Origin of the sequence: Lentzea sp. CA-135723 (assembly GCF_050936595.1) — a bacterium.
In the GTDB taxonomy this organism is placed as follows: Bacteria; Actinomycetota; Actinomycetes; order Mycobacteriales; family Pseudonocardiaceae; genus Lentzea.
This window is the reverse complement of the sequence record NZ_JBNJMK010000001.1, coordinates 5,979,230-6,001,032: the sequence shown is the minus strand read 5'-3', so window position 1 is coordinate 6,001,032 and position 21,803 is coordinate 5,979,230. Positions and strand designations below refer to the sequence as shown.

The following is a 21,803-nucleotide window of genomic DNA, read 5'->3' as shown; positions in this document are numbered from 1 at the left end:
CACTGAGGGCCACCCCTTGTGGAGTGGCCCTCGACACAGTGACCCGGCTTCAGATGCCGATCACGCGGACGTCCCCCGACCCGGTGGACAGCTGGAGCTCGGTCTTCGACGCCGGATCGGTCGGCACGTTGAACATCCGGTCGCCGCTGCCCGAGTTGCCCTCGATCTTGAACGGGCCGCCGGGAATCCGCAGGTTGATGTCGCCGGAACCGGAGTTCGCCCGCACCGACCGCGTCGACAGGAACGTCAGCGAGACGTTGCCCGAGGACGCGTCGGCGGTGAAGTCGTTGTCGATCCCGGTGCCGGTGATGTCACCGGAGTGGGTCACGACCATCGACTTGCCCTTGATCCGGTCGAGGATCACGTTCCCGGAGCTGACCTCCACGATGAGCCCGCCGTCGACGCGGCTGAACTCGAAGTCCCCCGACCCCGAGGTGGCGCGGACGTCCCCCTTGACGTCCCTGACCTTCACGTCGCCGGACCCGGTCCGGTAGTCCACCGCGGCCACGCCTTCGAAGAGCGCGTCCCCCGAGCCGTTGTCGCCCTGCACCGTGATGTCCGCGCTCGGCACCAGGACCTCGTAGTTGATCTCGCAGTTGCGGCCGCAGCCGTCCAGCACCAGCGCGTCCCCCTCGACGCGGTGCTTGACGTCGGTCGGCTTGTTGTCCCGGTGGTGCTCGATCCGGCGGTGGATCTTCGTCTCGGTCAGCCCCTGCTGGTACCGGATCGTCACGTCGCCGGAGTCCTGGTCGCTGCGGACCTTGACCGACTTGAACGTCTCCGCGACCACGTGGTCGTCGGAGAACTCGTACTTCATGATGCGGATGCCACCGCAGCCGGTCGCGACCGCGAGCACCGCCCCCACAACCAACGCCACCAGCGCTGTCCTCATCATGGGCTCAAAACTAGAGGCGGCACGGCTCAGGAACACGGCTGCAAGCCCCCGAAGGTGGGGTGGGGCTACCCCTACCGGGTCTTCAGACCAGGTCTTCGAGAACGGCGCGCAACGCCGGCGCCGTGCGAGCCGGGTCGTTGAGGAAGCGGGTGGACGCCAGCACGTGCGCGGGCGCGATGCGTTCCCACAGGTAGCCCTCGACCGGCACCTCGGCGATGTGCAGCTCGACGCTCTGCGCCCACCGGCCGATGCGCGACTCGATGCCGCGCAGCACGTCCCCGATGGGCAACGCGGCGGGGCTCTGCACGCGGTGCAGCTGTTCGATGCCGGGCTTCAGGGTCAGCACCGCGGCACGGCTCGCCGGGCGGGTCAGCAGCGCCGGAGCGTCCTCCGGGGTCGGGGACTCGGCGCCTCGGGTGCACGCGTCGAGCGCGTCGGCCCACCAGCCGGGCCACTCGGCGGTCACGGCCGCGCGGTCGGTGCCGAGCGGCACCTGCACCGGCAACGAGGGCTCCAGGCCCGGCACGTGCGGCTCGACGTCGACGGACAACGCCAGCGAGTCGCGGACGTAGAGCGCGGCGAGCAGCCCGAGGCTCACCCCGTGGCTGATGCCGGACACCTCTCGCGCGAACTTCATGGTTCCTATTCTTCCCGCGGGACGGCCGTGGAATCGTCGCGGCCGCGGATCAAGAAGGACACGATTGGCTCCAGCTCGTCCTCGTTCGGAGCAACGTCGGCGATCAGGCCCTGGATCAGCAGGCCGTCGATCGCCGCGAGGAACGCCCGGAACGCCACGGGGTCGGCCGGGCGCGCGAGCTCCACGGCCAGGTCGAGCCAGCGGCGGGCGGCGGGCTTGAGCTCGGGGCGGCGGCCCGCCAGCAGGTACAGCTCGTACTCGGCGAGCGTGCGGCCGCGGTTCGCGTTCACCGCCTGCGCGAGGCTCTGCGCGATCTCCCGCGCGGTGCCGCCGGACGCGACGATCTTGAGCATGTCGTCGCACAGCTCTTCCGCCGACCACAGCAGCGCGGCGATCAGCAGGTCGTCGAGCGTCGCGAAGTAGTAGGTGGGTGCCGTCGTCGGCACGCCGGCCTCACGGGCGACGCTGCGGTGCGTCACGCCCGCGACGCCCTCTCGTTCGATCACGCGCAGGGTGGCCTCGACGATGGCGCGCCGCTTCTTCTCGCCACGCGCCTTGCGTCCGTCCACCTTGTGCTCCACCGCCGCGGTCAGTGCGTCCTCCCGAGTTCGAGCGTCACCACGCCTCCGATGATCAGCGCCAGGCCGACGACCATCGTGGGGTTGAGGGTTTCGCCGAGGAACTTCCAGCCGATGATCGCAACGGCGGCAACGCCGACTGCGGACCATACGGCGTAGGCGACGCCCACGGGCATACCCAACTTCAACGCGCGCGAAAGTGCGGTGAAGGCGATGGCGTATCCGACGACGACGATCACGGACGGCCACAGTCTGCTGAAGCCTTCGGACAGCTTCAACGACACGGTGGCGGCGATCTCCGCCGCGATCGCCGCGACGAGGAGCAGGTACAGCACGGCGACCTCCAGGGCTGCTCAGGACAACTACCTGAACAAGTGTTCCATAAGTTTTTGATCAACTTCTGGGAACTTGACCGGTACGCGGGGAGACACCGGCCACGTCCAAGTGGTTACTGAGCAGTAACCTGTCCTAGACTCCCGCCATGACCCTCCAGCTGGTTCTCGGGCTCGTCGCCGTGGCGGTGAGCGTCGTCGCCTGGGGCGTGTTCGTCGCCGCCGTGCTGAAGCAGATCAAGATCATTCGGCTCGGCCAGCCGGACGGCACCCGCTTCGGGCCGTTCGTGCCGCGCCTGAAGACGATGATCGTCGAGTTCGTCGCGCACACCCGGATGGCGAAGTTCCGTTCGGTCGCCCCGTGGCACTGGATGGTGATGTGGGGCTTCCTCATCGGCTCCGCGGTGCTGTTCGAGGCGTACGGCGAGGTGTTCGACCCGCACTTCCACTGGCCGATCATCGGCACGTGGTCGGTGTGGCTGCTGCTGGTCGAACTGCTCGGCCTCGGCACCGTCGTCGGTGGTGTGGCCCTCGCGGTGATCCGCCAGCGCAACCACCCGCGCCGCGCCGACCGGGTCTCGCGGTTCCAGGGGTCGGACTTCAAGTCCGCGTACTTCGTCGAGGCCGTCGTCATCATCGAGGGCGTCGGCATCCTGCTGGTCAAGGCGTTCAAGCAGTCGAGCGGACTCGAGGTCGCCCCGCTGTGGACGTCGTTCGTGACGCAGCCGCTCGCGCAGATCCTGCCGTCCGCGCCCATCTGGGTGTCGGTGATGGCGCTGGTCAAGCTGCTGAGCGGCATGATCTGGCTGATCGTGGTGGGCCGCAACCTCACGATGGGCGTCGCGTGGCACCGGTTCTCGGCGTTCTTCAACATCTACTTCAAGCGCGAGGACGACGGTGGCGTCGCGCTGGGCGCGCTGAAGCCGATGATGTCCGGCGGCGAGGTCCTGGACCTGGAGGAGGCCGACCCGGACAAGGACGTGTTCGGCGTCGGCAAGGTCGAGGACTTCAGCTGGAAGGGCTGGCTCGACTTCTCCACCTGCACCGAGTGCGGCCGCTGCCAGTCGCAGTGCCCCGCCTGGAACACCGGCAAGCCGTTGTCCCCCAAGCTGGTCATCACGCAGCTGCGCGACCACGCGTACGCGAAGGCGCCGTACCTGCTGGCCGGTGGCTCGAAGGACATGGCCGGTGACGAGGTCGGCCTGACCGAGGACAAGTACGAGGACTACAAGAAGCGCCTCGAGTCCATCGACGTGCTGGCGATGGCCGAGTCGGAGCGCCCGCTGATCGGCGGCCCGGACGAGCTCGGCGTCATCGACCCCGAGGTGCTGTGGTCGTGCACGACCTGCGGCGCGTGCGTCGAGCAGTGCCCGGTGGACATCGAGCACGTCGACCACATCGTCGACATGCGCCGCTACCAGGTGCTGATCGAGTCGAACTTCCCGACCGAGCTCGGCGGCATGTTCAAGAACCTGGAGAACAAGGGCAACCCGTGGGGCCAGAACGCCAAGGACCGCCTGGCGTGGACCGAGGGCCTGGAGTTCGAGGTGCCGGTCTTCGACGGCGACCTGGGCGACGCGGAGTACCTGTTCTGGGTCGGCTGCGCCGGCGCGTTCGAGGACCGCGCGAAGAAGACGACGCGGGCCGTCGCGGAGCTGCTGCACACGGCCGATGTGAAGTACACGGTGCTCGGCCCGGAGGAGACCTGCACCGGTGACCCGGCCCGCCGCGCCGGCAACGAGTTCCTGTTCCAGATGCTCGCGCAGCAGAACGTCGAGGTGCTCAACTCGGTGTTCGAGGACCGGCCCGCCGGTCAGCGCAAGATCGTCGTGACGTGTGCGCACTGCTTCAACACGCTCGCCAACGAGTACCCGTCGGTCGGCGGCACGTACGAGGTCGTGCACCACACGCAGCTGCTGAACAAGCTGGTGCGCGAACGCCGCCTGGTGCCGGTCGCGCCGGTCACCGAGGACGTCACCTACCACGACCCGTGCTACCTGGGCCGCCACAACAAGGTCTACGAGGCACCGCGTGAGCTCATCGGGGCGTCGGGCGCGAAGCTGCGCGAGATGCCGCGGCACGAGGAGCGGTCCATGTGCTGCGGTGCCGGTGGCGCCCGCATGTGGATGGAGGAGCGGATCGGCAAGCGCATCAACCTCGACCGCGTGGACGAGGCGCTCGGCACCGCGCCGTCGAAGATCGCGACGGGCTGCCCGTTCTGCCGCGTGATGCTGACCGACGGCGTGACCGCGCGGCAGTCCGACGGCCAGGCCGGTGCGCACGTCGAGGTCGTGGACGTGGCGCAGATGCTGCTGGAGTCCGTGAGGCGGGGCACGGAGAAGAAGGACACCCCCACCGACGAGGTCCCGACCGGCACGCCGCTGCCGGACGAGGACAAGTCGAAGGTCTGACCGCGCAACGACGAGAGCGGCCCCGGTCCACTGCGGACCGGGGCCGTTCTCGTTCGTCAGGAAGCGCTGATCTGGGTCTTCTTGAGGTTGTTCCTGGTGTTGGTGTCGGCCCAGCCGTTGGTCCCGACGGTCGCGACGACCTCACCGCAGTCGATCGGCGCGTCCACCCGCGCCTTCACCGTGTAGGTGACCGACTCGCCGATGAAGGTGTCCGCCTGGTAGATGCTGGACAGGTAGACCTGCTGCCCGTCGATGAAACCGGCTGGTGCGTTGGTCGACAACGGGGTCAGCCCCTGCGGCAGCGTGGCGATGCCGTGCAGCGGCGTCGGGATGTTGCTCTTGTTCCGGTAGGTGACCTCGACGTCGACCTCGCTACCGACCTTCATGAAGCGAGGCGCGTCCACACGGCTGACAGCCGGGTCGTACTGCTCCTTCACGAAACCCGCGTCGAACGGACCGACCTCGCCACCCGGCGTGAGGGTGAACTCCTGGGTCTGCAGGGTGTTCCGGTCGAAGTCCGAGTCGCGGCCACTCTTGGTGAACGCCCACCCACCGCCACGGGAGAACATGGTCACCACGTGCTTGCCGGCCGGGACGTCCTCGATCCGGTAGTTGCCGTTCTCGTCGGTGGTCCCGGCGTAGTAGACGCCCGGAACGAGGAAGCCGTAGCCCGCCAGCGGCGGCTCGCCCGGCTGCCGGATGCCGTCCCCGTTGCTGTCGATCCACGCCGACCCGGTGACGACACCGCCCGGCTCGCCGGCCATCGCCGGTGACACGACGAAGGCCGACGCCGCCAGCGCCAGTCCGAGTGCGGAAAGCCTTGCCACAGCACGCATTTCAACTCCCCCAAGTTGTCGGGCAATCTGCCCTTCCCTGAGAGGTACGCGCTACCCCGCACCGGGGTTGCCTCAGTCTTCGCCCGTGACCTTGTCGTAGACCACGTTCAGCACCCAGCCGGTCAGAGCGACGATGATCGCGCCCCAGAACGCGGGCCAGAACCCGTCGACGCGGAACGGCAGGTCGAGCTGCTCGGCCAGCCACCCGGTGAGCATGAACAGCAGCGCGTTCACGACGAGCCCGATCAGGCCCAGCGTCACCAGGTAGAAGAGGCAGCCGAAGAACTTGACCAGCGGCTTCACGATCGCGTTGACCAGGCCGAAGATCACCGCGACGCCGATCAGCGTCAGGATCCTCGACCCGGTCGAGCCCTCACCCAGGTCGATGCCGGGGAGGGCGGTCGACACCCAGACCGCCACGGCGGTCAGCAGCACTTGCACCAAGATGCCCATGCCGAAGACTAACCGCGGTGGTCCTGTGTGGATCAGGAACGGCGGCGGCGCGCCACGAAGAACGCACTCGCACCGGCCGCGAGCAGCAGCGCGCCGAGGCCGAGGAAGCCCAGCGGCGACGCGCCCGTGGACGCGAGACCGGAGGAGTTGCCCGCCTTCGCCACGGCCTGGTCGGTGGTGGCCGGCGCGGCGGTGGACGTCGGGGCGGACGTCGTGGTCTCCGCGCCCGGCTCGACGACCTCGATCTTGCGGATGGCCACGTTGTCGCCGAACGGCTCCTTGAAGAACCTGCTCGGCTGCACGATGACGTGCAGCGTCTGGTCCTTCGCCTCGACGAACTTGACGCGCATCTTCACGTCGACGCTGGCACCGGGCGCGAGCGGTTCCCTGGTCTGCCACTCGTAGCCGCGGTCGTTGACCGACACGACGTTGTCGCTCATCGACAGCGTCTTGGCGTAGTAGCTCGCCAGCACGAACGAGGCCTTCTCCGGCGCCTCACCCTTGTTCGTGATCTTGATGACGACGTCGGCCTCCTCGTCGCGGACGTAGACGTCCTTGGACGGCGTCAGCACCGGCATCTCGACCGCGAGGTCGCCCTTGATCGCGACGTGGCGGGCGTCGAGGTGCTCGGCGTTGTCGAACTTCTCGAGCCTGAAGTTCTTCGTGCGGGTCGCGCCGTCGGCCAGACGGAGGTTCCTGGCCGAGTGGTCCGCGGCGGCGTAGACGAAGTCACCGAACGGGAGGTCGTTCACCACGACCTTGCCGTCCTCACCGGGCTTCGGCAACGGCTTGCCGTTGAGGGTGCCGGCGTCGAGCAGTTCCTCGTCCGGCTGGCGCACGAAGTCGAGGTTGGTGTCGAGGAAGGAGTTCACCTCGAACCACGAGCCGTAGAAGCGGAGGTGGACCGTGCCGCCCTCAGTGGTCCGGTGCTCGGGGAGGAAGTTGTACCGCGTGGTCACGGGGTGCTCGACGCGGTATTTGCCGGCGGGCAGGTCCTTCACGGCGTACCGGCCGTTCGCGTCCGTCGCGAAGGTGGCGACGACCTCGCCCGAGTCGTCCTTGACGATGGTCCCGCCTGGTTCGTTCGCGAGCAGGACCTCACCCTCGTCGTAGGCGCGATTGGTGTTGCGGTCGAGCCAGGCCTGGCCCTCGATGCTGATCGTCGCGTCCTGGGCGAGGGCCGGTGTGCCCGCCGTCAGTGCGATGGCCGCCGTTGTCGCAGCGGCGAAGAGCTTCTTCACTTGTCCCCCAAGGACAGTTGTTCAGGAACGGCGGCGGCGGGCCGCGACGAACGCGGCGGCGCCGGCCGTGAGGAGGAGGGTGCCGAGGGCGAGGAAGCCCAGCGGCGAGGCGCCCGTGGACGCGAGACCCGACTTCGCGGCCGCCTGGGCCACGGCCTGCTCGGTCGTGGTGGTCGTCGGCGCGGTGGTGGCCGGGGCCGTCGTCGTGGTGGTCTCGGTGACCTTCTCCACGACCTTCACGGGGATCTTGACGCTGTTGTTCTTGCGGTCGACGTCCTCGAAACCGCCGAAGTTGTAGACCACGAACGGCCACACGGCGGTGAAATCGGTGCCACGGGGGACGAACTTCAGCTCGACGTCCGCGGACTTGCCGGGCAGCAGCTTGTGCTTGAGGTCGAAGTCCTTGTTGCCGTGCTCCACCACGTTGTCGCTGACGGAGACGAGCTTCTCGTCGAACTCGGCCAGCAGGAACGACGGCGTGACCGGCACGTCGCCCTTGTTCGTCAGCTTGAGCTTGAGGTCGATCTGCTCGCCGACCAGGTAGGTGTCCTTGGCCAGCGACGCTTCGAGGGCGACGTCGGCGCTGGGATCGACGTACAGCACGGACAGCAGCGACGGTCCCTCGAACTCGCTGAGCGAGAAGCCGAGCCTGCCGGTGGCCCAGTCGATCGGGTCGTTGCCCTTCGGCTCTGCCAGTGCCAGCTTGCGGCCCGAGTAGTCGGCCGCGACGAACTCGTACTTGCCCGCGGGCAGGTCGTCGACGCTGAACTGACCGTTCTCCCGGGACACCGCGATGGGCTTGCCGTTCAGCGTGCCGGGCGAGAGCAGCTCCTCGCCGGCCTGGCGGATGCCGTCCTTGTTCCTGTCGTAGAACGAAAGACCGACGATGCTGTAGCCCTTGAGTCCGAAGTCGACGGTGCCGCCCTCGGTGACGACGCTGCGCGCGGTGGTGTGCTCGTAACGCCCGTCGGTGATGCTCACGCGGTACTTGCCGGGCGCGAGGTCGTTGATCGCGTAGACGCCCTTGTCGTCGGTCGCGTACTCGCCGAGGACCTCGTCGCTGCCGTCCCTGCTGAGCCGGACGATCGTCTCGCCGGCGAGAACCGGCTCGCCCGCCGAGGCGCGGTCCCCGTTGTGGTCGAACCACACCAGCCCACTGATGGAGATCTTGTCTTCCTGCGCGACGGCGCTCAGGCCGGTCGCGGGCAGGACGAGAGCGGCCGCCATCGCGGCCGCGCAAAGCTTGCGCACAGTTCCCCCAGGATCCGATTACTCCAATCGGGTAATCGGATCCCGAGGGTGCCGGTGTTGCGTGATCCCGATCACTCGGACAGCGGATAGCCACCCATCCTCGTACCCCTCCCTCTCGTTTAGCACGATATCGGATAGTACGAGTTCGTAGCAATTACTCCTTGCCGTCGAGCGCGAGCCGGGTGCGCCGGTGGGCGGGGCCGAGCTCGCCGGACAGCACCTCCATCACCTGGCGCAGCAGGTCGCGCAGGTTCTCCAGGTCGGCGCCGGGCAGCGCGGTGAAGAGGTCGCGCTCGCGTTCCGCCTGGCCAGCGACGATCCGCAGGAAGATCTCGCGGCCGGCGTCGGTCAGCGTGGCGGGCAGCGAACGGCGGTCGGCGGGGTCGAGCTCGCGCACGACGAGGCCCGCCTTCTCCAGCCGGTCGAGGCGGCTCGTGATCGTGGTCGCCGGGCTCAGCGTGCCGTTCGCGAGCTGCTTGGGCGTGAGCCGGTGCGGCGGCCCGATCCAGAAGAGGCGGGCGAGGATCTCGTAGTCGGCGCGGTTGAGGCCGTGCGGCGCGGCGATCTCCGTGGCGAGGAAGTCGAGGTACTTGCTGATCTGGTGCACCCGGTCGACCACGCCCTCGACCACCGGATCGATCGCCGGAACCATGGCCCTCCACGCCTCGACCTCGGCATCGGTGTCGTCCGCACCACGCTTGCCCATCCCACGATGGTAGTTGCGCCCGCATGCAGAACGGCCCGCGTCTCTCCCGGACGCGGGCCGTTCCGTCTTACCCCCTGGTGATCAGCGTCCCCCCGGAGCAGATCCCGCATGTAAGACATCCGAGCCACCGCGGATGTTGCTCCTCGCTCCGAATGTCACTCGAATGCAGTAGTGATCGGGTGGTTCGCCGTCGGCGGCCTAGGCTGATCGACATGAGCGAGAAGCCGCAGAGCTCGGGCGAAAGCACGCTGACCGTCGTCCTCGCACTGCTGGTCAACCTGGCTATTGCGGTCATGAAGGCCATTGCGGGCATATTGACCGGATCGGCCGCGATCCTCTCCGAAGCGGCCCACTCGGTGGCCGACACGTTCACCGAGGCGTTGCTGCTGACCGCACTGCGCCGCTCGGACCGCCCGGCCGACCGCAGGCACCCGTTCGGCTACGGCAAGGAGCGCTACTTCTGGTCGCTGCTGGCGGCGGTCTCGATCTTCGCCTCGGGCGCGATGTTCGCGTTCTACGAGGGCTTCCGCACGGTCTTCGGCGAGCCGGAGGAACAGGCCCGCCCGCTCGTCGGCTACATCGTGCTGGGCCTGGCGTTCGCACTGGAGTCGATCTCGTGGACCCAGGCGTTCCGGCAGGTCCGCTCCGAGTCCGCCGCCCACGGCCGCGGCTTCTGGGACTTCCTGCGCGTGTCCGACGACCCGACCGTGAAGACGGTGTTCTTCGAGGACTCCGCCGCGCTGATCGGCCTCGTGCTGGCGTTCGCGGGCCTCGGCCTGCACCAGCTGACCGGCTCGTCGCTCTGGGACGGCCTCGCCTCACTCGCGATCGGCGTGCTGCTGGCACTCGTCGCGTACATCCTGGCGCGCACCAACCGAGGCCTGCTGATCGGCCGCCAGGCGGACCCGGTGATGGTCAGGGCGATCTGGAAGCGACTCGGCGAGGTGCCCGAGGTCGACGCCGTGGTGGACGTGCTGACGATGCTCATCGGCACCGACCGCGTGCTCCTGTGCGCCCGCCTCGACTTCGACGACGCCCTGACCGCCCACCAGCTGGAGGACGCGTGCGTCCGGGTGTCGGCGGAGCTGCGCGAGTCGTTCCCCGACCTGGACGAGATCTTCCTCGAACCCGTGCCGCGCACCGACCCCGAACTGCGCCGCCGCGTGCTGGAGCGCTACGGCGACCTGTCGTCTTAGCGGCGGGTGTCGGTCTGGTGGAAGTTGAGGTAGGCGCGGCTCGGCGTCGGCCCGCGCTGCCCCTGGTACCGGCTGCCGGCCTGCTTCGAGCCGTACGGGTGCTCCGCCGGGCTGCTGAGCTTGAAGAGGCAGAGCTGCCCGATCTTCATGCCGGGGTGCAACGTGATCGGCAGGTTGGCGACGTTCGACAGCTCCAGCGTGATGTGGCCGGAGAAGCCGGGGTCGATGAAGCCCGCCGTGGAGTGCGTGAGCAACCCGAGCCTGCCCAGACTCGACTTGCCCTCCAACCGGCCGGCGAGGTCGTCCGGCAGCGTGACCATCTCGTAGGTGCTGCCGAGCACGAACTCGCCGGGGTGCAACACGAACTGCTCGCCCGCGGGCGTCTCGACCAGGCTCGTCAGCTCGTCCTGCTGCTGCGAGGGGTCGATGTGCGTGTACTTGGTGTTGTTGAAGACCCGGAAGAACCGGTCCAGCCGCACGTCGATGCTCGACGGCTGGAGCATCTCCACGTCGAACGGGTCGAGGAGGAGACGGCCGGACTCGACCTCTTTGCGCAGATCCTGGTCACTCAGCAGCACCCGGACAGGCTAACCGAAGACGGGCACACCGCTTGGCACCGCTCGTTGCCGCTCTGTGTATGATCGGCGACGAGCTCAGCTCACGCGGGTGTAGTTCATTGGTAGAACGACAGCTTCCCAAGCTGTAGAGGCGGGTTCGATTCCCGTCACCCGCTCGCGAAACCAAAGCCGGAGTGCGTCTGCGAAGACCGCTCCGGCTTCGGTGTTTTCTGGGGTCTGTCGCCTGGGCCTTCCCGAGTAGCCTGCGTCGATGACCTGTCGTGACGAGGTGTTGGAGGCCGCGCGTCGCCTCGCCTCCGCGAGCAGTGACGGCACCTTCTCGCCAGACGAAGTCATCCGGTTGCTTCGCCGTGCCGGCAGCCGGTACCCGGACAGCACCATCCGCACTCACGTCGTGTCACGGTTGTGCGCCAACGCGCCGGCCAACCACGCAGTCAGGTATCCGGATCTCGTTCGGGACAGCCATGGCCGCTACCGACTCAACGACACCGACGACGTCTAGCGCTACCCCAGGCCGCCGCCGTCATCGCGTGCAGGCGCTCCTCTCGCCCTGCGGTGCCGCGCCCGCTCCCTCACCTCCGTTGTTCCAATGGATAGGGAATGAAATCAAGGTTGCTTTGCGTGGTGGAATGCTTCACTCGATCAGGTGATGCCTAAGCGACACGACCGGTTTCTGCGGGTAAGAAGTAACCCGGCCGGTCGCTCTTTCGATATAGGCGATGTACCTCGATCGAATGATCAGCTCGTCACGTACCCGCTCGGTAAGTCCGATTTAACCCGGAGTGACCTCTGAGACGCGACAATCGAACCTCATTCGACGTCCTCGCGTACGCCCTGACGCAGTGCCAGGCGGATCGAGTCACCGGCGCTTTGCGCGTTGCCGGCAACGCGGGTGGACTGTTTCATTTGCACGACGGCGCTGTGGTGGGGGTGGACAGTCCCGGTTCGCCCGGGATCGAAACGCTCTTGCGGCGGTCCGGGCAGATCAAGGAGAACGACTGGATCGCGGCACTGGTGAGCAGTGTCAAGATGCGGTCTTTGCACGCCGCGCTCGTCGGGCGCGGGGTGATCGGGTCCGCCGAGATCCAGCGTTGTGCGGCGGGTGCCATTCGTGACGGGACCTTTGCCGTGGTGGTCGGTGAGATCGAAAGGTGTTTTCTGGACGAAACCGCCGATCTGCCTCTTCTGCCCGCGCGGAACGGTATTGCCGTGGACCTGTTGTTGTCGGAAACCGCAGGTTTGTTGAAAGGCCTGACCGGGCGTGCCGTGTCGCCCTATCGGGATCGGTTGGTGGCCACCGACAAGAAGGCCGCCACGGAGGAGCAGTGGGAGATCATGGCGCTCGCCACCGGGCGGCGGACCGCCCGGGACCTGGCCTTCTCGCTCGGGCGCGGGTTGCACCCCGTCACGGTCGAGGTGTCCCGGATGCTCGGCACCGGGTTGCTGGAGATCGCCGCGCCGGCCACGTCGTCACGGTGGGGGCTCGCCCGGCTGCGTCCCCGCAAAGCTGCTGTTCAGGACGTCGGCACCACCCAGCCGAGTTCACTGCCCACGCGTTCGCCGGGGCAGGCCTTGTCGAACTCGGGAATCGCCTGAACCTGTCGGAGGTGGAATGTTGGTCTTGAGCGGTTCGCCCTTCCCCATTCAGGACTGGAGCGAACTGGACTACGACGCACTCAACGCCGAAATGCGGAAGCTCCGCGAAGCCGTCGCCGGAGTGACCGACACGATGATCGCCGCGTCCGACGGCATTCCCATCGTCGCCGACGTCGCGAAGAACGTCGACCCCGCGCACATCTCCGCACTCGCCGCCAGCAGCCTCGGAATCGCCAGGCAGTCGGCGGAGGTGATCGGAATGGGCACGCTCAGCCAGACCGTCGTGTTCGGCAGCGAGGGTTACATGGCCGTGTACGCGATCGGCCGCCTTTCGTTGCTGGTCGTGCTCGGTGACAAAGGACTGAACCTGGGACGTCTGCTGCACGAGTCCCGTCCGGTGATCGAACGAGTCGGCGCGATTCTGGCCGCCTAGCGCGCCTGACTCCGGAACGCGCAATGTTCGGCTCATCGTTCTCGACATTGATTTCCTCGACCTGGAGACGTGTCCGCATGCCATCGAGACACCGGAAAGCGGCCGCGTCGTCTCCGCCACCAGTTGAACCAAGGAATTGGAGCCCCGTGAACATCGATATCGCAATGAAAGAAGCCATGTCCATCTCCGGCGCTGTCGGTGTCGCGCTCGTCGACTACGACAGCGGCATGTCGCTCGGCACGAGCGGCGGCGGCGACTGGCTGAACCTCGAAGTCGCGGCGGCCGGCAACACCGAGGTCATTCGCTCGAAACTGCGGGTGATGGCCTCACTCGGCCTCAACGACACCATCGAGGACATTCTCATCACGCTGCACCGGCAGTACCACCTGATCCGGCTGATGAGCGGCGTGAAATCGCGCGGCTCGCTGTTCCTGTACCTCGTGCTGGAGCGCGACAACGCGAACCTCGCGATGGCCCGCCACCAGCTCAAGCGGATCGAGTCCGAACTGCAGGTGTGACCGCGGTCAGTCGACCGGCAGGCCCCACGGGCGGCGGTCCAGCTCCACCCAGCCGCCCCCGCGGGCGAGGGCCGCGCGCACGCCGGCCACGTGCTCCGCGAACGACGCTAGGTCGCCGTGCAGCAGTTCGGCGCGTTCCACGTCCAACGGGTACGTGTCGTCGTGCCACAGGTCTACGGCGAACGACGCCACGAACGACATCGACTGCAGGAGCTGCAGCAGAGCGGCGGACGGGCGCACGGTCTCGGCCAGGTAGGAGGTGCGGATCTCCTCGCACGCCTCGAGCAACGCGCGGACCTGGCGGATGGCGTCGGCCGGGGTGCCGTCCCACGACGGGTCCGGCCACACGCGGTCGCTGAGCTCCAGCCAGAGTCGCCAGCCGTTGGCGAGTTCCGCGTCGTCTGCGGGAGACCACTTACCCATGCATCCACTGTGCATGCGGAACCTTCGAGAGTCTCGTGACGATGACGCACGCCACGGAACCGATGCGCCACACAGGCGTCCTGTACCGCATGACGCGTTCCTGGCAAGGACAAAGCGTGAAGAGCGTGCTGAAGGGCCTCGCGCTCGGCGTGGCGCTGACCCTGCTCGCGTTGCCGGCGATCCAGTACGAGATCACCGACCACGCCAACCTGCTGACGCGGGTGTTCGCCTACGGCTTCCTGCTGGTGCCGGTCGCCGTCTTCACCGTGCTGCGCAGCGAGTTCCCGGTCAGTCAGACGATCGGCCTGGTGAGCGGCGCGACGGTCGTGCTCGTCGCGGGCGCCGGCACCTACACCGGCACGCCCATGCCCTACGTGTGGCTCGCGGCGGCGACCCTGTTCGGGTGCGCCGCCGCGAGGATCATGCGGAACGAAAGGCTTACGCCTTCACCGTCTCCGGCGCTGGGTCATCGGAGTTGAGCGAGTCCAGCAGGATGTCGCGCTCGGTGGAGGGCTCCTTCTTCAGGAAGCCGATCGCCAGGTAGAGCACCAGCGAGAGCAGCAGCGGCCACGACACGAGCACGCCCTTCGTGACCCACTCGGCCTTGTTCATCTGCGAGATGTAGAGGAACGCCCACATGCCGAGGCCGCCGACGACCGAGGCGATGGCCGCGGTCGAGCCGACCTTGCGGAACCACGGCAGCAGGCCGAGCATCAACGGGATCGCGATCGGGCCCATCGTGGCGGCGACCAGGTCGACCACCACCTTGAGCACGAAGCCCTGACCGCCGGAAGCGATCGCGATGATCATGCTGACGCCGATGAAGGTGAACGTCGTGATCCGGGCGAGCAGCAGCTGGTTGTCCGCCGAGAACGTCTTCACCTTCTTCCAGATGTGCGGCAGCATGTCGCGGTTGATCACGGCGGCGATGACGTTCGCGTCCGACGACACCATGGCCATCGTGTGCGAGAAGAACCCGGCCAGGACCAGGCCGATCATGCCCGCGGGCAGCATCTGCTTGCCCATCTCGATGTAGGCGTTCTCCGCCTGGGCGCCCTCGAGACCGGGAACGATCAGCGGCGCCGCCCACATCGGGAAGAACAGCACGAGCGGCCACACGAGCCACAACGCGGACGAGAGCAGCGCGGACCGCTTGGCCGCGAAGCCGGACGGCGCGGCCATGTAGCGCTGCGCCAGGTTCCACATGCCGCCGTTGTACTCGAGCGTCTTGATCAGGAAGAGCGCCATCAGGAACGTCGAGGTGTACGGACCGGCGAGCGGGTCGCTGTGGCTCTCCGGCAGCTTGTCCCAGATCGTCACCGGGAAACCCCAGCCGAGGGTGCCCGCGACGGCGATGAACATCGCGAAGCCCGCGGCCGCCTGGATGATGAACTGGCCGAAGTCGGTGAGCGCGTCGGCCCACAGGCCGCCGAGCACCGAGTAGACCATGGTGACCAGGCCGATCAGGATGATGCCCCAGGTGATCGGGACGCCTGCGAAGCCGCGCAGCAGGATCGCGACGGCCGCCCACTTGGCGGCGATGTCGACGACCTTGAGCAGCGCGCCCGCGTAGGCCATGACCTGCTGGGTGGGCAGGTTGTAGCGCTTGGCCAGGTACTCGAGCGGTGACTTGACGTCGTGCTTCGAGCGCAGCCGGTTCCACCTCGGCGCGAACAGGAAAGCGCCGATCCCCACGCCGATGCCGATGGTCAGCGACCACCACACGTAGACGGTGAGCCCGAGCCGGTACGCCTCAGAGGCGAACGCCACGAACATGACCGCGCTGTAGCCCGACATGTGGTGGGAGATGCCGGACAACCACCACGGCATCTTGCCGCCGGCCGTGAAGAAGTCGGCGATGTTCTGGACTCGCCCACGCGACCAGAGCCCGATCGCGACCATCACGAAGAAATAGCCGACAACCACGACCCAATCGAGGGTGCCCATGTGACCTCCTTGCGTGCACACACGTGTGCCCGCGAGAGCGCACCAGGCCTCGGGCGGCGGAACCTGGCACATCCCCGCACGGGATATGTGACGTAGGTCTTACGAGACCGTTGCCGGGTAACGGAAGGGTTTCGGCGGTCTTGAATCACATTCGTGACCCTTGTTCATCCACGTGAACCGTCTTGTCCTGTTGTCAGTTCCGGCCTTATTCCCGGCCTCATTCCGCGTCACGCGGAAGGGGGAACGACGTCACCCCTCTGGATGCATGAACGGAGGTGCTGATGCTCCCGCCCGCCAGGCCTGCCCCCGGCGTCGCGCTGATCGATCCGGTCCCGCTGTACCGCGAAGGCCTGTCCGCACTGGTCAGGCGCACTCCTGGGCTGCGCTGGCTCGGGTCGACCGGCGATCCGCACGCGGCCGTCCGCCTCCAGGAACGACTGCGCCCCGACGTGCTGCTGATCGACTCCGTGCTCGACCCCGTGGGTCACGTCACACGGCTGCTCGTCGACCGCGACCCGACGCTGCTCGTCGTCGGGCTCGTCCGCGACGCCCACTCGCACGCGAACTACGTGACGACCGCGTTAGAGGCCGGTGTCCGCGGCGTCGTGCCGCGCAGCGCCCAGCCGGAGCAGATCGTGCGGGTGATTGCGGAGACCTGCCGTTCGCGCGGCTACGTGCACCCCGACCTGCGGCCGAAGGAACGGCCGACGCTGTCGAAGCGCGAGTACGAGGTGCTCACGCTGATCGCGGAGGGCCTGGAGAACCAGCAGGTCGCCAAGGAGCTCGTGGTGTCCGTCGAGACCGTGCGCACCCACGTGAAGGGCATCCTGCGCAAGCTCGGCGCGCGCGACCGGACGCACGCCGTCTCGCTCGCCTACCGGTCAGGCCTGCTGATCGGCCGCCCAGCCGCGTTCGAGTAAGCCGAACACCTCGTCGGCCGCCCGTTCGCGATCGGGCCTGCCGAAGATCACGTCCCGGGCGTCCAGCGCGAACCGGGCCAGTGCCGCACACCTGACGTCGTCCGCCGGGGCGCCCGTCTCCTCCGCGATGGCACGCGCCAGCGCGCCCTGGTGCCTCGTCCACATCCGGCGCCCGTACTCGCGCAGCGCCGGCGTCTCCAGCACCAGCCGCTGGAAGGTCTCGAACTGCGGGTGGTCGGCGTGCCCCCGCGCCGCCCGCACGAAGTGGTCGCGCAGCGCCATCGGGATCGACCGGCCCTCGCGCTCGCGCACGACCGCGACCAGCGCCGACTCCATCTGCTCGTCCTCGTCGAAGAGCAGCGCCTCCTTGCTCGGGAAGTGCTTGAACAGCGTCGTGACCGACACGTCGGCCCTGTCGGCGATCTCCTTCACTCCCACGTCGTCGAAGCCGCGCGCCAGGAACAGCTCCAGCGCCGCCTCGGCGATGGACTGACGGGTCTGCAGCTTCTTCCGCTCGCGGCGGCCGAGCTCGGTCACGAACCGACCATACCACCCGGGTTGAGCGACTTCAAAAGTGTAGCGGTTGCACTTTTGCAGTCGATCCGCTTTCATGGGCTCATGACCTCACCACGCATCGCCATCGCCGGGGCCGGCATCGGCGGCCTGACCTGCGCCCGCGTCCTGCAGCTGCAGGGCTTCGACGACGTCACCGTGTTCGAGCGGGAGAGCTCGCCGGAGGCCCGTCAGCAGGGCGGCACCATCGACCTGCACGCCGACAGCGGCCAGGAGGCTGTCCGCACCGCCGGGCTCTTCGAGGAGTGGCGCGCGCTCGCCCGGTTCGAGGGCCAGGAGCAGCGCAGGGTCGACCACGTGACGGCCGCGCTGGTCGGGCACGAACCGGCGGAGGGCGACTTCCGGCCGGAGATCGACCGGGGGCAGCTCCGCAAGCTCCTGCTGGACTCGCTCACCCCGGGAACCGTCACCTGGGGCCTCGGCATCGCCGCGGCCGCCCCCGGTGGCGAGGTCACCTTCGCGGACGGCTCTGCGGACTCGTTCGACCTGGTCATCGGCGCGGACGGGGCCTGGTCGCGGGTGCGCGGAGCTGTGTCCGCGGCCCAGCCCGAGTACACCGGCGTGCTGTTCGTCGAGATCCGGCATGACCGCGACGAACGGCTGCTGGAGCTCACCGGCCAGGGCACGATGGTCGCGGACGGCGAGGGCCTGATGATCTGGTCGCAGCGCAACAGCGGCGATCAGATCCGCGCGTACGCGTGCCTGCGCGCGCGTGAGGACTGGAAGCCCTCCCACGCCGATCTGCTGGACCTCTACGCAGGCTGGCACCCGTCGCTCACGGCGTTCCTGCACGGCGACCTGATCCACCGGCCGCTCTACTCGTTGCCGGTGCCCCACACCTGGGCGACCACGCCCGGCGTGACGCTGCTCGGTGACGCGGCGCACCTGCAGCCGCCGCTGGGCGTCGGCGCGAACCTCGCCATGCAGGACGCGGCGGACCTGGCGCTCGCGATCGCCGAGCACGGTGTCCGAGACGGGGTGGCGGCCTACGAATCGGTCATGTTGCCGAGGAGCGTGAGCTTCGCCGAGCGGACGAACCCCGCACTCCTGGAGATGGTTCCCGAGCGCCCGATACGCGTCTGACCGGCGCTCATGCCCGATTCAGGTCGCTTGAAGGAGTGTCTACTTCGCCACCAGTGGGTGGTCGCCCTTGCCGGGGTTACTGTCGGGTAATACCCTGTTGTTACCGGTCAGTAGGCGACCCCGCCGCGACCCTGAGGAGTGAGCTGACGAGATGGGCCACTACAAGAGCAACGTCCGGGATCTCGAATTCAACCTGTTCGAGGTCTTCAACGTGCAGGACCACCTCGGCAAGGGGCCGTTCGAGCAGTCCGACGAGGACACCGCGCGCGGCGTTCTGGCCGAGATGAAGACCCTGGCGGAGGGTGTCCTCGCGGACTCCTTCGCCGACGCCGACCGCAACCCGCCGAAGTACGACCCGGCGACCTTCTCGGCCACGCTGCCGGAGTCGCTGAAGAAGTCGTACAAGGCCGTGTGGGACGGCGAGTGGTACCGCATGTTCCTGCCGGAGGCGCTGGGCGGCTTCGGCACCCCGCCGTCCGTCGCGTGGGCCGCGTCCGAGCTGATGCTCGGCGCCAACCCGCCGATCTACATGTACCTCGCGGGCCCGAGCTTCGCGACGGTCGTCTACAACAACGGCACCGAGCGCGACCAGCACTGGGCGCAGCTCATGATCGACCGCGGCTGGGGCGCCACGATGGTGCTGACCGAGCCGGACGCCGGTTCCGACGTCGGTGCCGGTCGCACCAAGGCCATCAAGCAGGACGACGGCACCTGGCACATCGAGGGCGTGAAGCGCTTCATCACGTCCGCGGACCAGGACATCACCGAGAACATCATGCACATGGTGCTCGCGCGGCCGGAGGGTGACGGCGTCGAGGCGAAGGCCGGCACCAAGGGCCTGTCGCTGTTCCTCGTGCCGAAGTTCCACTTCGACGCCGAGACCGGTGAGCTGGGCGAGCGCAACGGCGCCTTCGTCACCAACGTCGAGCACAAGATGGGCATCAAGGCGTCCACCACGTGCGAGCTGACGTTCGGCCAGCACGGCGTCCCCGCCAAGGGCTGGCTGCTCGGCGAGGTGCACGACGGCATCGCGCAGATGTTCGACGTCATCGAGTACGCCCGCATGATGGTCGGCACGAAGGCCATCGCGACGCTGTCGACCGGCTACCTGAACGCGCTGTCCTACGCCAAGGAGCGCGTCCAGTCCGCCGACCTCACTCGCATGACGGACAAGACCGCCCCGCGCGTCACGATCACCAACCACCCGGACGTCCGCCGCAGCCTGATGCTGCAGAAGGCGTACGCGGAGGGCCTGCGCGCGGTGTACCTCTACACCGCGACGTTCCAGGACAAGGTGATGCTCGGCGGCGACGACGCCAAGCTCGCGGCCCAGGTCAACGACCTGCTGCTGCCGGTCGTCAAGGGCGTCGGTTCCGAGCGCGCGTACGAGCAGCTGGCGCAGTCGCTGCAGACGCTCGGCGGTTCGGGCTTCCTGCAGGAGTACCCGATCGAGCAGTACATCCGCGACTCGAAGATCGACTCGCTGTACGAGGGCACCACGGCCATCCAGTCGCTGGACTTCTTCTTCCGGAAGATCATCCGCGACAAGGGCCAGGCGCTCGCGTTCATCAACGGCGAGATCCAGTCGTTCCTCGACAACGAGGGCGGCAACGGCAGGCTGAAGGAGGAGCGCGCGCTCCTCAAGCAGGGCCTGGAAGACCTGCAGGGCATGCTCGGCGCCCTGGTCGGCTTCCTGACCTCGTCGCAGGAGGACGTCCGCAACCTCTACAAGGTCGGCCAGAACTCGGTCCGCCTGCTGATGACCGCGGGTGACGTCCTCGTCGGCTGGCTGCTGCTGCGCCAGGCCGAGGTCGCGCTGCAGAAGCTCGACGGCGCCCCGTCCGCCAAGGACAAGGCGTTCTACGAGGGCAAGATCGCCGTCGCCTCGTTCTTCGCGAAGAACGTGCTGCCGGAGCTCACCTCGCGTCGCAAGATCGCCGAGTCCACGGACAACGCGTTGATGGACATCGACGAGAACGTCTTCTAAAACGCCACAACGGACTACGGGTCCGGCCCACCTCCTGCCCGAGGTGAGCCGGACCCGTTTTCATTGCTACGACAGCAGAACCGGCCCCAGCGCGGCGCCGATGTTGAACGCCGCCGTGGCATAGGAGCCCGCCATGGTCTGCGCGCCGGTGGCGTGGTGCAGGACGCGGGCGATCAGCGTGCTGCCGACCGCGAACGAGAGTGCGCCGAGCACGAAGACCAGGCCCAGCAACGAGATCGGCCCCGCCACGAGCAGGTCGAGCGTGAACCACCCCACGAGCACGAGCGGCCCGCCGAGCAGAACGACGGGACGGGGCGACGAGTCCGCGAACCGGCCGCCGACCGTGACACCGGCGAACGACCCGGCGCCGAACAGCACCAGCGCGACGGGCACCCACCACTCACCCAGCCCGGCGACGTCCGTGACCACCGGGGCGAGGTACGTGAAGTGCCCGAACGTCACCGCGTTCACCACCACGGCGAGCACGATGACGAATATCAGCCGCGGCCGGGCGAGCACCGCGAGCTCAGGGCGCAACGCGGGCAGGACGCGGTCGTTCCGCGCCGGAATCCCCGTGAGGACGCCGAACGCGGCCGGCACGCACAGCACGGCGACCGCGAGGAACGTCGCACGCCACCCGAAAGCGGTGCCGAGCAACGACCCGCCGGGCACCCCGGCGATCGTCGCCACCGTCGTGCCGGACAACAACACGGCGAGCGCACGCCCACGACGTTCCACGGGCACGAGCGCGGCCGCCGCGGTCAGCGCCACCGCGAGGAACCCGGCGTTCGCGAGGGCGGCGAGCACCCTGGATGCCAGCAGCAGGGCGAAGTTCGTCGTCACGGCGCCGATCACGTGCGCCACCAGGAAGACGACCACGAACCCGAACAGGCTCCAGCGAGGTGACCATCGACGGGCCACCACGGCCATGAGCGGTGCGCCGGCGGCCATCCCCGCGGCGAACGCCGACGTGAGCAGACCGGCGGTGCCGACGGAGACGCCGAAATCCGTCGCGATCGACGGCAGCAGTCCGGCGAGCATGAATTCGGAAGTGCCCATGGCGAAAACGGCTAGGGCAAGCAGGTACAGCGAAAAAGGCACAGAGGTGCTCCGAGTGCTGAGGGGGTTTTCGGGGCTGACGGCTGAACCGCAGACCCGGACCTGCTTGCCTCAGGACTCGACATGCAGCGGACGCTAGCGTGAGCGACT

At 68.0% G+C, this 21,803-nt stretch carries 23 protein-coding genes, 1 tRNA gene and 1 pseudogene; 11 read left to right on the top strand and 14 right to left on the bottom strand.

Annotation, left to right across the window (positions count from 1 at the left end; all coding sequences use genetic code 11):
• Positions 1 to 49 precede the first annotated feature (49 nt).
• From ACQEU1_RS27705 to ACQEU1_RS27690, 4 genes are all read right to left on the bottom strand, one after another.
• A complete protein-coding gene (locus tag ACQEU1_RS27705) occupies positions 50 to 895 on the bottom strand; it encodes a DUF4097 family beta strand repeat-containing protein (RefSeq protein WP_433207666.1) in 846 nt (281 codons plus the stop codon).
• 82 nt (positions 896 to 977) lie between these two features.
• Positions 978 to 1,532: a hypothetical protein gene (locus tag ACQEU1_RS27700; RefSeq protein ID WP_433207663.1), complete on the bottom strand. Its 555-nt coding sequence runs from the start codon at positions 1,530 to 1,532 to the stop codon at positions 978 to 980.
• A 5-nt stretch (positions 1,533 to 1,537) separates the two neighbouring features.
• Positions 1,538 to 2,113 carry a TetR/AcrR family transcriptional regulator gene (locus ACQEU1_RS27695; protein WP_433207660.1) on the bottom strand — a complete coding sequence of 192 codons (576 nt, stop codon included), beginning with the start codon at positions 2,111 to 2,113 and terminating at the stop codon, positions 1,538 to 1,540.
• An 8-nt stretch (positions 2,114 to 2,121) separates the two neighbouring features.
• Positions 2,122 to 2,445 carry a DMT family transporter gene (locus ACQEU1_RS27690; RefSeq protein WP_382441171.1) on the bottom strand — a complete coding sequence of 108 codons (324 nt, stop codon included), beginning with the start codon at positions 2,443 to 2,445 and terminating at the stop codon, positions 2,122 to 2,124.
• Between the two features lie 146 nt (positions 2,446 to 2,591).
• Between ACQEU1_RS27690 and ACQEU1_RS27685 the strand changes: the two genes are divergently transcribed.
• A complete protein-coding gene (locus ACQEU1_RS27685) occupies positions 2,592 to 4,853 on the top strand; it encodes a (Fe-S)-binding protein (protein WP_433207657.1) in 2,262 nt (753 codons plus the stop codon).
• A gap of 56 nt (positions 4,854 to 4,909) precedes the next feature.
• On the opposite strand, the gene ACQEU1_RS27680 is transcribed toward ACQEU1_RS27685, so the two are convergent.
• The 5 genes from ACQEU1_RS27680 to ACQEU1_RS27660 all read right to left on the bottom strand — a co-directional run bounded on the left by ACQEU1_RS27680 (position 4,910) and on the right by ACQEU1_RS27660 (position 9,340).
• Positions 4,910 to 5,689 carry an SdrD B-like domain-containing protein gene (locus tag ACQEU1_RS27680; protein WP_433207654.1) on the bottom strand — a complete coding sequence of 260 codons (780 nt, stop codon included), beginning with the start codon at positions 5,687 to 5,689 and terminating at the stop codon, positions 4,910 to 4,912.
• Positions 5,690 to 5,761: 72 nt separating this feature from the next.
• Entirely contained in the window at positions 5,762 to 6,142 is a 381-nt protein-coding gene (locus tag ACQEU1_RS27675; protein ID WP_433207651.1) for a phage holin family protein, read from the bottom strand.
• A gap of 32 nt (positions 6,143 to 6,174) precedes the next feature.
• On the bottom strand, positions 6,175 to 7,383 hold the full coding sequence (locus tag ACQEU1_RS27670) for an SdrD B-like domain-containing protein (protein ID WP_433207648.1): 1,209 nt from the start codon (positions 7,381 to 7,383) through the stop codon (positions 6,175 to 6,177).
• A gap of 21 nt (positions 7,384 to 7,404) precedes the next feature.
• Positions 7,405 to 8,634, bottom strand: a complete 1,230-nt coding sequence (locus ACQEU1_RS27665; RefSeq protein ID WP_433207645.1) for an SdrD B-like domain-containing protein — start codon at positions 8,632 to 8,634, stop codon at positions 7,405 to 7,407.
• Between the two features lie 154 nt (positions 8,635 to 8,788).
• On the bottom strand, positions 8,789 to 9,340 hold the full coding sequence (locus ACQEU1_RS27660; RefSeq protein WP_433207642.1) for a MarR family winged helix-turn-helix transcriptional regulator: 552 nt from the start codon (positions 9,338 to 9,340) through the stop codon (positions 8,789 to 8,791).
• Positions 9,341 to 9,552: 212 nt separating this feature from the next.
• On the opposite strand from ACQEU1_RS27660, the gene ACQEU1_RS27655 reads away from it, so the two are divergent.
• Positions 9,553 to 10,536: a cation diffusion facilitator family transporter gene (locus ACQEU1_RS27655; protein ID WP_433207639.1), complete on the top strand. Its 984-nt coding sequence runs from the start codon at positions 9,553 to 9,555 to the stop codon at positions 10,534 to 10,536.
• Here the strand turns inward: ACQEU1_RS27655 and dcd are convergent.
• Positions 10,533 to 11,114, bottom strand: coding sequence for a dCTP deaminase (gene dcd, locus ACQEU1_RS27650; protein WP_433207636.1), 582 nt, complete (start codon positions 11,112 to 11,114; stop codon positions 10,533 to 10,535). The genes ACQEU1_RS27655 and dcd overlap by 4 nt on opposite strands.
• Positions 11,115 to 11,198: 84 nt before the next feature.
• Here dcd and ACQEU1_RS27645 point away from each other — a divergent pair.
• The 5 genes from ACQEU1_RS27645 to ACQEU1_RS27625 all read left to right on the top strand — a co-directional run bounded on the left by ACQEU1_RS27645 (position 11,199) and on the right by ACQEU1_RS27625 (position 13,661).
• Positions 11,199 to 11,269 (top strand) — tRNA-Gly (locus tag ACQEU1_RS27645).
• Positions 11,270 to 11,364: 95 nt separating this feature from the next.
• Entirely contained in the window at positions 11,365 to 11,616 is a 252-nt protein-coding gene (locus tag ACQEU1_RS27640) for a DUF7669 domain-containing protein (protein WP_433207633.1), read from the top strand.
• A 368-nt stretch (positions 11,617 to 11,984) separates the two neighbouring features.
• Positions 11,985 to 12,710: a hypothetical protein gene (locus ACQEU1_RS27635; RefSeq protein ID WP_433207630.1), complete on the top strand. Its 726-nt coding sequence runs from the start codon at positions 11,985 to 11,987 to the stop codon at positions 12,708 to 12,710.
• A gap of 25 nt (positions 12,711 to 12,735) precedes the next feature.
• Positions 12,736 to 13,143 (top strand): roadblock/LC7 domain-containing protein, encoded by a 408-nt coding sequence (locus tag ACQEU1_RS27630; RefSeq protein ID WP_382441181.1) that lies wholly within the window; start codon positions 12,736 to 12,738, stop codon positions 13,141 to 13,143.
• 146 nt (positions 13,144 to 13,289) lie between these two features.
• On the top strand, positions 13,290 to 13,661 hold the full coding sequence (locus ACQEU1_RS27625; protein ID WP_382441182.1) for a hypothetical protein: 372 nt from the start codon (positions 13,290 to 13,292) through the stop codon (positions 13,659 to 13,661).
• A 6-nt stretch (positions 13,662 to 13,667) separates the two neighbouring features.
• Here ACQEU1_RS27625 and ACQEU1_RS27620 read toward each other — a convergent pair whose 3' ends face one another.
• Complete coding sequence (locus ACQEU1_RS27620) at positions 13,668 to 14,084, bottom strand: hypothetical protein (protein WP_433207626.1); 417 nt, start codon at positions 14,082 to 14,084, stop codon at positions 13,668 to 13,670.
• 116 nt (positions 14,085 to 14,200) lie between these two features.
• Here ACQEU1_RS27620 and ACQEU1_RS27615 point away from each other — a divergent pair, with 116 nt between their 5' ends.
• Positions 14,201 to 14,563: a hypothetical protein gene (locus ACQEU1_RS27615; protein WP_433207623.1), complete on the top strand. Its 363-nt coding sequence runs from the start codon at positions 14,201 to 14,203 to the stop codon at positions 14,561 to 14,563.
• Here the strand turns inward: ACQEU1_RS27615 and ACQEU1_RS27610 are convergent.
• Positions 14,523 to 16,031: a sodium:solute symporter family protein gene (locus ACQEU1_RS27610; protein ID WP_433207620.1), complete on the bottom strand. Its 1,509-nt coding sequence runs from the start codon at positions 16,029 to 16,031 to the stop codon at positions 14,523 to 14,525. The genes ACQEU1_RS27615 and ACQEU1_RS27610 overlap by 41 nt on opposite strands.
• Before the next feature lie 281 nt (positions 16,032 to 16,312).
• Here ACQEU1_RS27610 and ACQEU1_RS27605 point away from each other — a divergent pair, with 281 nt between their 5' ends.
• Entirely contained in the window at positions 16,313 to 16,951 is a 639-nt protein-coding gene (locus tag ACQEU1_RS27605) for a response regulator transcription factor (protein WP_433207617.1), read from the top strand.
• Here ACQEU1_RS27605 and ACQEU1_RS27600 read toward each other — a convergent pair.
• A complete protein-coding gene (locus tag ACQEU1_RS27600; RefSeq protein ID WP_433207614.1) occupies positions 16,913 to 17,488 on the bottom strand; it encodes a TetR/AcrR family transcriptional regulator in 576 nt (191 codons plus the stop codon). The genes ACQEU1_RS27605 and ACQEU1_RS27600 overlap by 39 nt on opposite strands.
• An 81-nt stretch (positions 17,489 to 17,569) precedes the next feature.
• Here ACQEU1_RS27600 and ACQEU1_RS27595 point away from each other — a divergent pair, with 81 nt between their 5' ends.
• Positions 17,570 to 18,607 carry an FAD-dependent oxidoreductase gene (locus tag ACQEU1_RS27595; protein ID WP_433207611.1) on the top strand — a complete coding sequence of 346 codons (1,038 nt, stop codon included), beginning with the start codon at positions 17,570 to 17,572 and terminating at the stop codon, positions 18,605 to 18,607.
• A 151-nt stretch (positions 18,608 to 18,758) separates the two neighbouring features.
• Entirely contained in the window at positions 18,759 to 20,594 is a 1,836-nt protein-coding gene (locus ACQEU1_RS27590) for an acyl-CoA dehydrogenase (RefSeq protein ID WP_433207608.1), read from the top strand.
• Between the two features lie 75 nt (positions 20,595 to 20,669).
• Here ACQEU1_RS27590 and ACQEU1_RS27585 read toward each other — a convergent pair.
• A pseudogene (locus ACQEU1_RS27585) lies at positions 20,670 to 21,695 on the bottom strand (Cmx/CmrA family chloramphenicol efflux MFS transporter); the annotation flags it as partial.
• Positions 21,696 to 21,803 lie beyond the last annotated feature (108 nt).

Coding starts and splice junctions, on each gene's coding strand:
- ACQEU1_RS27705 (WP_433207666.1), bottom strand. CDS start 895: ATGATGAGGACAGCGCTGGTGGCGTTGGTTGTGGGGGCGGTGCTCGCG.
- ACQEU1_RS27700 (WP_433207663.1), bottom strand. CDS start 1,532: ATGAAGTTCGCGCGAGAGGTGTCCGGCATCAGCCACGGGGTGAGCCTC.
- ACQEU1_RS27685 (WP_433207657.1), top strand. CDS start 2,592: ATGACCCTCCAGCTGGTTCTCGGGCTCGTCGCCGTGGCGGTGAGCGTC.
- ACQEU1_RS27680 (WP_433207654.1), bottom strand. CDS start 5,689: ATGCGTGCTGTGGCAAGGCTTTCCGCACTCGGACTGGCGCTGGCGGCG.
- ACQEU1_RS27675 (WP_433207651.1), bottom strand. CDS start 6,142: ATGGGCATCTTGGTGCAAGTGCTGCTGACCGCCGTGGCGGTCTGGGTG.
- ACQEU1_RS27660 (WP_433207642.1), bottom strand. CDS start 9,340: ATGGGCAAGCGTGGTGCGGACGACACCGATGCCGAGGTCGAGGCGTGG.
- ACQEU1_RS27655 (WP_433207639.1), top strand. CDS start 9,553: ATGAGCGAGAAGCCGCAGAGCTCGGGCGAAAGCACGCTGACCGTCGTC.
- ACQEU1_RS27640 (WP_433207633.1), top strand. CDS start 11,365: ATGACCTGTCGTGACGAGGTGTTGGAGGCCGCGCGTCGCCTCGCCTCC.
- ACQEU1_RS27620 (WP_433207626.1), bottom strand. CDS start 14,084: ATGGGTAAGTGGTCTCCCGCAGACGACGCGGAACTCGCCAACGGCTGG.
- ACQEU1_RS27610 (WP_433207620.1), bottom strand. CDS start 16,031: ATGGGCACCCTCGATTGGGTCGTGGTTGTCGGCTATTTCTTCGTGATG.
- ACQEU1_RS27605 (WP_433207617.1), top strand. CDS start 16,313: ATGCTCCCGCCCGCCAGGCCTGCCCCCGGCGTCGCGCTGATCGATCCG.
- ACQEU1_RS27595 (WP_433207611.1), top strand. CDS start 17,570: ATGACCTCACCACGCATCGCCATCGCCGGGGCCGGCATCGGCGGCCTG.
- ACQEU1_RS27590 (WP_433207608.1), top strand. CDS start 18,759: ATGGGCCACTACAAGAGCAACGTCCGGGATCTCGAATTCAACCTGTTC.